Origin of the sequence: Methylobacterium oxalidis (genome assembly GCF_007992195.1) — a bacterium.
Lineage (GTDB): Bacteria > Pseudomonadota > Alphaproteobacteria > Rhizobiales > Beijerinckiaceae > Methylobacterium > Methylobacterium oxalidis.
Window position 1 is genome coordinate 1 of sequence record NZ_BJZU01000167.1, and the last position, 11,241, is coordinate 11,241.

At 63.2% G+C, this 11,241-nt stretch carries 11 protein-coding genes and 1 pseudogene; 7 read left to right on the plus strand and 5 right to left on the minus strand.

From position 1 onward, the window contains the following. Positions 1–545: 545 nt before the first annotated feature. Complete coding sequence (locus MOX02_RS27845) at positions 546–1,118, minus strand: PRC-barrel domain-containing protein (RefSeq protein WP_147029047.1); 573 nt, start codon at positions 1,116–1,118, stop codon at positions 546–548. Between the two features lie 850 nt (positions 1,119–1,968). Here MOX02_RS27845 and MOX02_RS27850 point away from each other — a divergent pair. The 4 genes and pseudogenes from MOX02_RS27850 to MOX02_RS27870 all read left to right on the plus strand — a co-directional run. Next, a pseudogene (locus MOX02_RS27850) lies at positions 1,969–2,223 on the plus strand (CBS domain-containing protein); the annotation flags it as partial. 446 nt (positions 2,224–2,669) lie between these two features. Then, positions 2,670–3,002 carry a hypothetical protein gene (locus tag MOX02_RS32495; RefSeq protein ID WP_238179975.1) on the plus strand — a complete coding sequence of 111 codons (333 nt, stop codon included), beginning with the start codon at positions 2,670–2,672 and terminating at the stop codon, positions 3,000–3,002. Between the two features lie 366 nt (positions 3,003–3,368). Next, complete coding sequence (locus tag MOX02_RS27865) at positions 3,369–4,106, plus strand: SDR family oxidoreductase (protein WP_147029049.1); 738 nt, start codon at positions 3,369–3,371, stop codon at positions 4,104–4,106. 64 nt (positions 4,107–4,170) lie between these two features. Next, a complete protein-coding gene (locus MOX02_RS27870; RefSeq protein WP_147029050.1) occupies positions 4,171–5,073 on the plus strand; it encodes an SDR family oxidoreductase in 903 nt (300 codons plus the stop codon). A 118-nt stretch (positions 5,074–5,191) separates the two neighbouring features. Here the strand turns inward: MOX02_RS27870 and MOX02_RS27875 are convergent, their stop codons facing one another. Beyond that, a complete protein-coding gene (locus tag MOX02_RS27875; protein ID WP_147029051.1) occupies positions 5,192–5,509 on the minus strand; it encodes a hypothetical protein in 318 nt (105 codons plus the stop codon). 258 nt (positions 5,510–5,767) lie between these two features. Further along, positions 5,768–6,703, minus strand: coding sequence for a LysR family transcriptional regulator (locus MOX02_RS27880; protein ID WP_147029052.1), 936 nt, complete (start codon positions 6,701–6,703; stop codon positions 5,768–5,770). A 119-nt stretch (positions 6,704–6,822) separates the two neighbouring features. Between MOX02_RS27880 and MOX02_RS27885 the strand changes: the two genes are divergently transcribed. After that, a complete protein-coding gene (locus MOX02_RS27885; protein WP_147029053.1) occupies positions 6,823–8,028 on the plus strand; it encodes an alkene reductase in 1,206 nt (401 codons plus the stop codon). Between the two features lie 8 nt (positions 8,029–8,036). Continuing rightward, positions 8,037–8,750 (plus strand): SDR family oxidoreductase, encoded by a 714-nt coding sequence (locus MOX02_RS27890; protein ID WP_308632327.1) that lies wholly within the window; start codon positions 8,037–8,039, stop codon positions 8,748–8,750. Positions 8,751–8,938: 188 nt separating this feature from the next. Here the strand turns inward: MOX02_RS27890 and MOX02_RS27895 are convergent, their stop codons facing one another. Further along, positions 8,939–9,175: a hypothetical protein gene (locus tag MOX02_RS27895; protein WP_147029054.1), complete on the minus strand. Its 237-nt coding sequence runs from the start codon at positions 9,173–9,175 to the stop codon at positions 8,939–8,941. Positions 9,176–9,441: 266 nt separating this feature from the next. Between MOX02_RS27895 and MOX02_RS27900 the strand changes: the two genes are divergently transcribed. Further along, a complete protein-coding gene (locus MOX02_RS27900; protein ID WP_147029055.1) occupies positions 9,442–9,684 on the plus strand; it encodes a DUF6522 family protein in 243 nt (80 codons plus the stop codon). 337 nt (positions 9,685–10,021) lie between these two features. Here MOX02_RS27900 and MOX02_RS27905 read toward each other — a convergent pair. Continuing rightward, on the minus strand, positions 10,022–11,241 hold a 1,220-nt coding region (locus tag MOX02_RS27905), incomplete at its 5' end, for a PHA/PHB synthase family protein (protein ID WP_147029056.1).

The window sequence follows — 11,241 nt, forward strand, 5'->3', positions numbered from 1 at the left end:
TCGACTTCTTTGCACTCATCGCCCTCAAGGCTGGCACGGATTTTGAGCGTGTTATCGCCACCTGGGCTGCCGTTCTGATCGGCGTGGTCCTTCACCTCCTGGCGCGCATGACGCTGAATGGTGTCGAAGACTGAGCGGGTCCGGACGGGCTTGTCTCAGTGGGCCAGCACTGGCCGTTTGGCGGCGCAGTACGGCGCCGGTTCGACCCGCCAGGCCGTTGGAAACGCATGAACCGCTGCGGCTCAGGGTGCCATTAAGGGCACGCAACAGCACTCAACGTGACAAACACCTGAGCGCCGCTCGCCTTTCAGCCACCATGAATCAGCTTCTCAATTGGTCCGGTCCACGCTATGGGCCGATCACCAGTCAGACCTAGTAGCGCCTCTGGCATCGCGGGCTCCTTAGCACCCCGGCGGCGCTTACGGCGTCGCATCCCGAAAATGGAAGTCTACCAGCGCGGCGCCGATGCAGCCCGTGATGGTGGCGAGCCACACGGTACTGCTCTCGGGGCCGGTGGATCCTTCAACTCAGTACATGGGCGCCCCTCAACTGGCGTGCTGAGCGACACTGTTCCAGTAGTTCTTCAGCTGCTCTTCTCTCTCCCGACCAAGCCAGACACGATCTTCGCTGTAAAAGGCCGGCGCGCCTCGGACCTGACTTTCCGTGATGTCCGTGTGATAGCCCTCAAGCTCGCTGTCATAGGTCAACATCGCCCATGGGATCGTGAGATGATGGACGCCCAGGCCCAAAAAGCCCCCGAACGTGACATCCACATAGAGGACGCGCCCGCTCACCTTCTCGATCAGCAGCCGCTGGATCGTGCCAATCTGGTGATTGTCCCGGTTGAACACCGCCGTCCCTTCGACGCGATCACTCTCGATAATGGGCTTCAACGAACCAGACTGATCGACGGGACCCCACAGATAATAGCCACTCTCCAAGATCCCGCCTGCCACCACCGCTCGGCTGACGTCTTGAGTCCACTCCTCATCAGGGCTGATCTGCAGGATACGGGTCCACGGACCATGTTGGGCGGGCAGTCTCTCGCCTGTGGGATCATAGGAGTACCCGCGCAAGTCAGGGGAGCTTGCAGCTTGGAAGACGTAATACGTTCTCATGAACGCCTCCCTCTCGAACGTTCCTGTGTTCTTGAACAGGATCGTGTGGCTGAGCCTCTCGGACGATCTCCCGCACCATCTTCCAGGCGCACGGGGCAAGGTGAACCTGACTGTGCCAGTGGGGCCGGCCTTGCCAAGGGTAATGATTGCGCCCGCTCCCGTATGCAGTTGCGGATCTGGCGTTCCGCCCGCCCATGGCCGCCATACAATAGTCTCTCCCTTGGCCCAGTCCAAAATACCGGTCAGGTCAGCGCGAACACAGGCGTGCTGCGCCTCCTCACGAGAGCGTCCTGAATTATTCGGCGCACCGGCCGGGCACCTGGCAATGCATGTCACGCAAGCGATCACCGGCCGTCTATGGGCCCCGTACCGCCTATGCCTCTGCACCCTGAGGGAGCGCGAGATAGAAAAGCGCTACTATCCACCTCACGCTTGAAGGAGACCCGCACATGGTCGGGGTCTGCCCAGTACCAGACCCAATCTTCACCGCACGCACCAAGCTGCCAAGCATGGGCGAGGCTTTGCGCGGGGTCCTCATCGGCGCAGGGTATTGTGACGGTGTAGGGGAAATCAAAGTAGAGGGGCTGTTCTCCCATGGGAGAACTCCTGCCAAGCTGCGCCTGTGTTCTGTCAGGAAATATAGCTGAAACAAGCGGCCCAGTCATTATCTCGTGCGACCTTCCGGAGTCGTCCCTCGTTTTCCTGGTCTGACAAGCCAAGCTGAAGCACAAGCAGCCATCGGTACTTGGGAGCAGCCAGCGAGGCCGGGCGTTGTCATGAGCCGTGAAATGTTCACCCGCCGCACGGACGCTGAGCAAATCCTGTGCGGGTTTCTCCAGAGAGGAACATCATGACCGTCGCTCATATCCTCCTCGAGAAGGGCTCCTCGGTTGTCACAATCCAGCCCGGGCGCACTCTTGAGGAAGCCGTTCACCTGCTGGCTGAGCACAGCATCGGCGCCCTCGTCGTCACGGACGAGCGGCAGACCGTCGTCGGCATCATCTCGGAGCGCGACATTCTGCGCGCGCTGGCGCACCAGGGAGCGTCCGCACTCGATGCGCCAGTTTCCCATTACATGACGCCGGAGGTGGTCACGTGCCATCGCCCCGAGCTGCAAGGCTAACTTCGCGGTCGTAACCTGGCCAACCGGGGCGGCATTCCGTTCAATGCCCGCGCGGCCTGTTGGCCGATCCGTCTCTCGAATTGACTTGGAGCCAGAAGGTGGGGATGCATGCATCGCACCCTCCCGTTGGTTCATAGGCAAGGCTCATGGAGGCTATCGTTCTGCGCGCGCGGCCTCTCTTTGCCCGGAGCTCTAGTAGAGCAGCAGACGGAGCCATAGGATACCTTCCGGTCCAAAACGGATCAAGACCGGCATCCGAACGCTGCCGCGCCGACGTCGCCAGTTGGGATGACGGTTAGCCGCCGCACGATAGCACGCGGTCCTCCTGGGACCGCGCGCCTAAGCTGTGCCGAGATGCGTTAGGGTTTGAGCGAGAAGCGGGACCGATCCTGGAATGCGGCATCGCTCTCGAACGCATGCGATCGGCCTTGATCCAAGGCGGTTGGATCAAGCCGAGCCGGGAGGAAAGTCCGAGTTGGCAGCTGTTCGATGCGATCGCGTCTAAGCCGCTCCTGGAGAATGTTAAATCCTCCATGACCTGGAAACAGGTGATGCGATTCATCGATGCTCCCAAGGCACATCGCGAGATCATGCTGAAAGCGGGTTTCATCGCCCACCGGCGCGGACTGGCCGGTCTACGCGCTCGTGGTCCTCGGGGCACGGCGCGGGCCTTCGCCACCAACCCGGCTGTGCAGGCTCTCCTGCCAACTCTGGTGCCCCGCGACCTGATTGGCCCGGCCATCGGTCCGCGTTGTCACTGAGACCCGGAACTTCATCGAGTTGCTGCAGGCTGGAGAACCGACCCCATTCCTCCCGACAGCGCACAATATCGAAGGCGTGACCCTTCGAGGCGAGCACGCTGTTTGGTTCCTGAGCAGTTGCCGTCGTAAGATCGGTCTTGGCGCTCACGCTCGTGATGGGGCGACCGCAACGCTGGCTTCCGGCCAATGTTCCGCTCCTGATTTTCGAGCGCAGGCAGCACATGCGTGCCAGATGGTGAGCAAACCGAGCTAACTAAAGACGAGTCATTCTGGAGGAATTTTGAGGCCTGAGGATAGGAGATCCTCCGAGCGCTTGAAGGTGCATCTTCTCTCACACAGCAAGCGCTGGCACCAAGGAGAGACAACATGCCGGACAGCAAAAAGGTCGCCCTCGTCACAGGAGCTTCGAGAGGCATCGGCGCGGCCATCGCCCGCCGCTTGGCCCGGGATGGCTTCACCGTCGTGATCAATTTCGCCGGGAGGGTCTCTGAGGCAGAGAAGCTGGCCGCAAGTATCGAGGAGGCCGGCGGCCACGCCCTGACGGCGCAGGCCGATGTCAGCGACCCTCAGGCAGTCGCCCGGCTGTGGGACGCGGCCGAAGCCGCCTTCGGCGGCGTCGACGTTCTCGTCAACAATGCCGGAGTCATGCGTCTGGCGGCGGTCGCCGAAGCCGATGAGGCGGTCGTGGATGGACAGATCGCGATCAACCTTAAAGGGCCGATCAACACGATGCGGCTTGCGGCTCGGAGGCTGAGGAACGGCGGCCGCATCATCAACCTGTCGTCGAGCGTGGTGGGGCTCTACCAGCCGACCTACGGCGTCTATGCCGCCACCAAAGCGGGCATCGAGGCGCTGACCCACGTCCTCTCCAAGGAGCTGCGCGGGCGCAACATCACGGTCAACGCGATCGCGCCGGGTCCGACGGCCACGGCTCTGTTCCTCGACGGCAAGCCGCAGGCGGCGATCGATCAACTCACCAAGCTCGCCCCGCTGGAACGCCTGGGGCAGCCCGAGGACATCGCGAACACCGTGGCCTTCCTCGCCGGCCCGGATGGCGGCTGGATCAACGGCCAGGTCCTGCGGGCAAACGGCGGCATCGTCTGATGATCCCCCGGTCCCTTGCACAGCGCCGCTTCAAGGTGACGCCGAAGCTTAAACGGAGTCCCTCATGTCCGAGAAGATCATCCTCGTCACCGGATCCTCGAGCGGCTTCGGCCGGCTGACCGCCGAGGCCCTGGCTCGCGCCGGCCACACCGTCTACGCGTCCATGCGGGACATCGCCAACCGCAACGCCCATAGCGCCACGGAGTTGGCCACCTTGGCGACGAACGAGGGCATCGGCCTGCGTCCCCTCGAACTGGATGTACAGTCCGAAGAGTCTGTGAACGCAGCCGTCGGAAAGCTCGTCGCCGAAAGCGGACGGATCGACGTAGTCGTCCACAACGCCGGCCACATGATGTTTGGCCCTGCCGAGGCCTTCACCCCCGAACAGTTCGCGCAGCAATACGACGTGAACGTGCTCGGCACCCAGCGGGTCAACCGCGCCGTCCTGCCCCACATGCGTGCTCGCCGGGAGGGCCTGCTGGTCTGGGTATCGAGCTCCAGCTCGGCGGGCGGTACGCCACCCTACCTCGCGCCGTACTTCGCCGCGAAGGCTGCCATGGATTCCCTAGCGGTGCTCTATGCCCGCGAGCTCTCGCGCTGGGGGATCGAGACGACGATTGTCGTCCCTGGGGCCTTTACCAAGGGCACCAACCACTTCGCCCACTCCGGCCGGCCGGCGGACGAGGCGCGTGTCGCCGAGTACGAGGACGGCCCCTACGAGAACTTTGGCGAGCAGGTGCAGCAGGCCTTCGCCGCCATTGTGCCTGACGATGCCAATCCAGCGCCAGTCGCCGACCGCATTGCCGAGGTGGTCGACACGCCCTTCGGTGAGAGGCCGTTCCGCGTGTACTACGATCCGAGCCAAGATGGAGCGGACGTTGGGTTCGCGGTGCTGGACCGCCTGCGTGCCGAAATGCTGCACCGGGTTGGCTTGCCCGACTTGCTCAAGCCAGCGGGTAGGGCTTGAGGAGCGCCTCACGTGAGGGGCTTCTTCAAGGAGGCGGCCCTCGCGAAGCTGGCCACCGCCGGGAACACCAACATCAGGTACCTGAAGCCAAGCGATGAGCATTTGGCTTCGGTGGTCCCTACGGGCCTTCCTGATCCGCCTCGCCCTCGACCAGCGCGCGGAGACGCTCCACGGCGCCCTCCATGTGTTTCTCGGCCTCGATCGCCTCATCTACGGCTTCGGCCTCCACGGCGACGCCGATGGCATCGTGGGCTCGAACGGCATGGCGTACTGCCTCGCGCAGATCCCGCACGACGGCTGCTTCGACCTGTGCCCAAATCCTGCGTTCGTCCGGTCCCAGATCCATCCAGCTTGGCGCGGGGCCGTCCGGTCCGAGGGTCTGCCCAGCGTAGCGCGCCTCGTAGGCGGTGCGCCCGTGTTCCTTCAACGTCGTCATGCGAGACCTGCCAATTTCGATGGGCCTGGGAAACCTGCATCCGCCAATCGTCCGAACTTCAACCGTTCGTGCGCATTGATAGCCACCGCCGGATCGGCGATGACTGCAGCGTCGATCCAATCGATCTCGACGGCTCAGCCCTGCGCATGGGCGAGGACACGCATTGCGCAGGGTCGTCGATGGGCCGCGATCGTTGCTTCCGCCCGCCCCTTCCTCCACGCAGAAGCCGTTATGATACCTCGCTGACGTCTTGCCCGTTCAGCCTGAACTCTCGGGCGAACGCGAAACATTGGGCACCGATAGTTTACGCATCCCTTGAATCAATCCGTCGACGGTAACTCTAATCCTTGCCGGCAACGTCTTCGTACGCGGCCAAAGGACATTGATCGGCAGCTCGCCGCCCGACATTCCATCTAGAACCGCCAGCAGCTTTCCGCCCCGAATGTCCTCTTGAACCATCCATGATGGAAGCTGCGCTAAGCCGTGTCCTGCGATCGTTGCGAGATGGACCATCTCGAAGTCTTGGATCTCGTGTTTGACCGCAACAACATGCAGTGCGGCCGAATCATCCGGGCGTTTCAGCAGCCAAGCAGTGAGATTTCCCTGCCGTCGCGCCACGATGCAATCGTGGCCCTTTAAGTCGGCGAGGGATCGAGGAACGCCTCGCCTTGCGATATAGCCAGGCGATCCGACGATCACCATTTGCTGGACGCCAACCGGACGGGCGAGCAGGTCGGCCGTATCTTCAAGATTCCCAATTCGCACCGCAAGGTCGATGCCCTCGCCGACAAGATCAACCCGTCGGTCTGTGAAACTCACGTTAAGTTGCAGTGCCGGATGGCGTTCGGCCACTTCGAGCAGCACCGGCATCACATACAACCGACCGAATGCCGTCGGCAGATCAATCCGCACTTCACCACAGGGCATGTCCCGAGCGATCAGGAGTGTGCTTTCGCCGCGATCGATCTCGGCGAGAGCGGCGAGACAACGCTCGAGCCACGCCTCTCCGGCAGGGGTCAAGATCAGGCGACGTGTCGTCCGGTGCAGCAGCTTGGATCCCAATCGGGCCTCGAGGCGCGTCACCGCCCGTCCGACTGCGGACTTCGTCATGCCAAGCTCTGCAGCCACCGCAGTGAAACTACCCAGTCGCGTGACGGCTACGAACTCCTCGATGCCATCAAATCGTGAGCCCATCCGCTCTTTGTAGCTCCAGGCGCAACAGTGAGTCTATCCGGAAGCACCTAGTGCGCACCGGTAGTTAGGACTAGCTCAACTGGCGGAACAAATCATTTCCGACCGATGGAGCTTTCTCCATGCCCTCGCTATTCCACCCCTATGATCTGGGCCCTGTCCACCTCAAGAATCGCATCGTGATGCCGCCCATGACTCGCACGCGAACGTCCGAGGGCGACCTCCCGACCGACGGCGACGTTCCGAATGACTTGATGGCGACCTATTACGGACAGCGAGCCAGTGCCGGCCTGATCGTGACCGAGGCCACCGACGTGGATCAGTCCAGCCACGGTTACGCGAGGACACCCGGAATCCACTCGGAAGCCCAGATGCAGGGCTGGCGTCTCGTGACCGACGACGTCCACCGTTATGGCGGAACGATCTTTCTGCAGTTGTGGCACGTCGGCAGGATGGCCCATTCTTCGGTCCTGCCGAACGGCCAAGCCCCAGTCGGCGTCACCGCGCAACGGGCAGAGGGCTCGTCGGTGTTTGCTCACGGCCCAGATGGCCGGTTGGGCTACATGCCCACCGAGACGCCGAGGCCCCTCCGCACGGACGAGGTGTCGGCCATGGTCCGCACCTTCGCCAAGGCTGCCGCCAATGCAAAGCAGGTCGGGTTCGACGGCGTCGAACTCCATGCGGCCAATGGCTATCTGTTCGAGCAGTTCATGAACTCGGTGCTGAACACGCGCACCGACCGCTACGGCGGAGGCCGCGTAGAAGACCGCACGCGCTTCCTGTTGGAAGTCGTCGATGCGGTGGTGGCTGAGTTCGGGCCGGGGCGCGTTGGTGTTCGTCTGTCTCCGTTCGGCACCTACGGCTCGATGCCTGCGGACCCTCTTACGGAGGAGACGTTTCTGTATGTCGCCGAGCAGCTGGGGCGCCGCGGCGTGGCATACATCCATCTGCTCTACGAACTGACGCCCGACGGAAACATGGAGACGGCGGAGTTCAAGCCCCGGCACCTCGACCCCGCCCTACTTGCTAGGGCTCGGGCGATGTTTCCCGGCGCCTTCATCTGGTGCGGCGGCTTCACTGACCGCGAGCGCGCCCAAGCTGCGCTCGACACCGGGCTGGTGGACCTGATTGCCTTCGGCAGACCGTATATCGCGAACCCAGACCTTGCTGAGCGTCTCAAGCATGGCTGGCCATTAGCCGAAGCGGACCGATCGACTTATTATACCCGGCATGGCGAGGCGGGTTACACGGACTTTCCCGCATATCTGCTCGGCAGTGCTGCGCGCGACGCAGGCTCAGCGCATCTCGTCGACATAAGGAGCGCATGATCGTGACCGTGCGGACCTTCCTCGTGACCGGCGCCACCAAGGGCATCGGCCGTGCTCTCTCGCAGCATCTCGCCGCTGCAGGCCACCATGTCGTCGGCATAGCCCGCAGCCTAGACCCGGACTTTCCCGGCACGCTGGTGCCGGCCGACCTGAGTGACAGCAAGGCTTCAGCCGACGCTTTTGCCGACCTCGCCCAGCGCTACCCCTTCGATGGCGTCGTGAACAACGTCGGCATCGCCCGCATGCATCGGCTCGGCGAGATCGAGCTCGAGGATGTGGACGACATCCTGCGGGTCAATCTGCACCCGACCATCCAGACCGTGCAAGCGCTCCTGCCCGGCATGCGGGCGAGGGGGTGGGGCCGGATCGTCAACATTTCCAGCCTGACGGTCGTGGGCACGCCGGGACGCAGCGTCTACGCCGCCTCCAAGGCGGCGATGAACAGCCTCACGCGCACCTGGGCCATGGAGCTGGCCGAGACCGGCATTACGGTTAACGCGGTCGCGCCCGGTCCGGTGGAGACCGAGCTGTTTCGCAAGAACACGCCCGCCGGCAGCGAGGCGGAGCGCTGGTTCCTGTCGCTGATCCCGATGCGGCGCCTCGGGCAGCCCGAGGAGATCGCGGCGGCCATTGCGTTCCTGCTCTCGGACGCGGCGAGCTACATCACTGGGCAGACCCTGTTTGTCGATGGTGGCGGATCGATCGGCAAGGCTGAGGCCTGACGTAGTCCGGATGACACTGAGGCTGGGCGCCGTCTTCCAAGAGAGGTATGAGCGTCGAGCCAGTGCGCAGAGAGGCCGCTTGTACGGCAATTAACCGCGCTCCAATTGGGCGCATAGTTGCCGGCCGGAGATGGCTGGCGTCCTCGGACCCACCGGGATCGTTCTCGGCGCGCTGCCGTGCGCCAGGGTCACTGCCCTATGAGGGCCGAGCCGTCAGCCTGAGGCCAGTCGTCGAGAAGACTCGAGCCCTGCCAGAGCTCCACGCGATGCGAGTGAGCGCCATCGCGTGTGCGGCACAGGTCGACCGCCGAGGTAAACCGGATACGGGCGGCGGCCTCACTCGCGACTGTCTCGCTGATGACCTCTTGGCCGTCCCGGTAGGTCAGGACGCGAAAGGATGGGTGCTGAAGGTCGTCGGCTTCCATCCTCGGGACCTAGGGCCTTGAGCGCCGACGGGTAGAACGGGGCGGCGAGTCGCCCAGTCCGCTCCACCGCGCTCCGTCGGGATTGGCAGCCCATGTTCAGATCTGTTGCCGGCCCAGAGATCGTGTTCGCGCCACCACTGTCAGCGTTGGTCGACCTGTCAGCAACGGCCCCGCACCAACGTCGACCCAGGCTCCGGCTCTCGGGCTTTGTGTGGTATAGTCAGTCTCAGTCCACATCTGCCGCTGAGCTGATGGAGGGACGCCCTATGCACTTGGATCGCAACGGGCAAGGCAGCTGGTTCATTGATCCGGAGCAACTCGCCTCACGATTAGACATCCTCCCCGGTCACTTGCGGCACAAGATGAGGCTCGGCCTCGTCACGAGCCGTGTCGAGGCTGGGCAGGACGAGGATGCCGGCAACTGGCGTGTCACGGTTCGCGTCGAGCGAAAAGCCTGGCAGGGCATCTTCGATGAGGCTGGCAATCTGACTAGTGAGCGCATGCTCTAGCAACGAGGCCTATGCGGCCGCGCGGAAGTCTTCCAGGGAGAAGCCATGATCGTTCCAGTCAACGAGACCCCGCTCGAAGGGGCAGCCCGGCATATCGTCGAGGCTGAGCTGCGTTGAGACCGACAGATCGATCTGGTTGCGAAGCTCGCCGCAGGCTGAAACCGCGCGATAGTGATCTGGCCCGAGCCGCATAAACCAAGGCCGAGATCGTGCTGCCTTGGTTCACGGCCGCTATCGCTCGTTCATAGTGGTACTACGAGCATTCGCATCACCGTACAGCTCGGATCACACATCAACTTAACCGTGTAAAAAATGGTAATAGCTCGGAGCCTTGATCCTACTTCTCAAGGACGTAGGCCCCCGGCGCGTCTGCCAGCGGCGGGTGCTGCTTACTGCCAAAAGGTGGCGGCTTGCCCTTCCTGCCGGAACGGGACGACAGCCACGACACCCAATCCGGCCACCAGCTGCCCTCGTGGCGATCGGCGCCCTGCAGCCACTCCTCCGGGCTGCCTGCGGCAGCACCGTCCTCGCGCGCGCGGTAGGCTCCCTTGCCACCCGGCGGGTTGATGATCCCAGCAACGTGCCCGCTGGAGGCGAGCACGTATCGAACCGACCCGCCAAACAGTTGCGTGATGCGCCAAGCCGCGTCCCACGGCACGATGTGGTCCTTCTCGCACCCCACCGCGTAGGTATCCTGGTGGATGCGGCCCAAATCGATCGGCTCGCCCTTCAGCCGGATCTTGCCGGGCTTGATCAGGTTGTTCTCGACATAGGTGTTGCGCAGGTACCAGCTATGCGCGGCCCGGGTCATGCGCGTGCCGTCGCTGTTCCAGTACAGAAGATCGAAGGCGGGCGGCTTGTTGCCAAGCAGGTAGTTGTTGACGACATTCGCCCAGATCAGGTCATTCGACCGCAGCAGGCTGAACATGTTGCTCATCTCGCGACTGTCCAGGTAGCCCCGCTCCATCATCTGCTGCTCGACGAGATCCAGCGTCGGCTCGCCCATGAACACCGCCGTATCGCCGATGCGCGAGAAGTCCTGCGGCGAGACCATGAAGCTTGCAGCGTTAAAGCGCTTGTCTCCCTTGGCAGCAAGGACGGCCAGGGTCAGCGTCAGGAGAACGCCACCGATGCAATAGCCCATGACGTTGACGCTCGGGCTGCCGGTGATCGCGCAGGCCACATCGCTGGCTTCAAGCGGCCCCAGGTCCATGTAGTCCTCGATGCCGATGGCATCCATCGACGCGTCAGGGTTCTTCCACGAGACCACGAAGACCGTGAAGCCTTGCTCGACCAGGTAGCGGATCATGCTGTTCTTCGGCCGCATGTCGAGAATGTAGTACTTGTTGATCCATGGCGGCAGGATCAGCAGCGGCGTGCGATGAACCTGCTCCGTCGTCGGCGTGTACTGGATCAGCTCCATCAATGCGTTGCGGTGGACCACCTTGCCGGGCGTGAGAGCCAGGTTGTGTCCAGGTGCGAAGGCGCTCGCATCGACCATACTGAGCCGGCCTGCTGCAAGGTCGGCGAGCAGGTTTCGGGTGCCGTCCGCTAGGG